The organism is Asaia sp. SF2.1 (genome assembly GCF_000505765.1).
GTDB classification, from domain to species: Bacteria; Pseudomonadota; Alphaproteobacteria; order Acetobacterales; family Acetobacteraceae; genus Asaia; species Asaia bogorensis.
The window spans coordinates 20,439-20,747 of sequence record NZ_AYXS01000010.1; the positions used below are offsets into that span (position 1 = coordinate 20,439).

Genomic DNA, 309 nt, shown 5'->3' on the forward strand with positions numbered 1-309 from the left:
GGCATCGATGCGCAGGATTGTGCGATAGCCCGACCGATCACTTTCCCAGTCGGCCATGATGCGTCTGGCAGGGAGAGCACCCTGTCTCACGCGCTTTTCTATGCCCCAGCGAACCGGCATCACAGTCTTGCTGACAACGAAAAGCCGCCTCTGGTGGTCATGGCGCATGGTGGCCCCACGGGGCGAGCCAGCACAGCGTTTTCCTTCAAGGTGCAGTGGTGGACCAGTCGCGGCTTTGCCGTACTCGATGTCAATTACCGGGGATCGACCGGGTTCGGGCGCACATACCGAGAAGCCCTCAATGGGCAG

At 61.2% G+C, this 309-nt stretch carries 1 protein-coding gene; it reads left to right on the forward strand.

Annotated elements, in window-relative coordinates; genetic code table 11:
- A partial coding sequence (locus P792_RS38505) for a S9 family peptidase (RefSeq protein ID WP_035439524.1) occupies positions 1–309 on the forward strand: 309 nt, incomplete at both ends.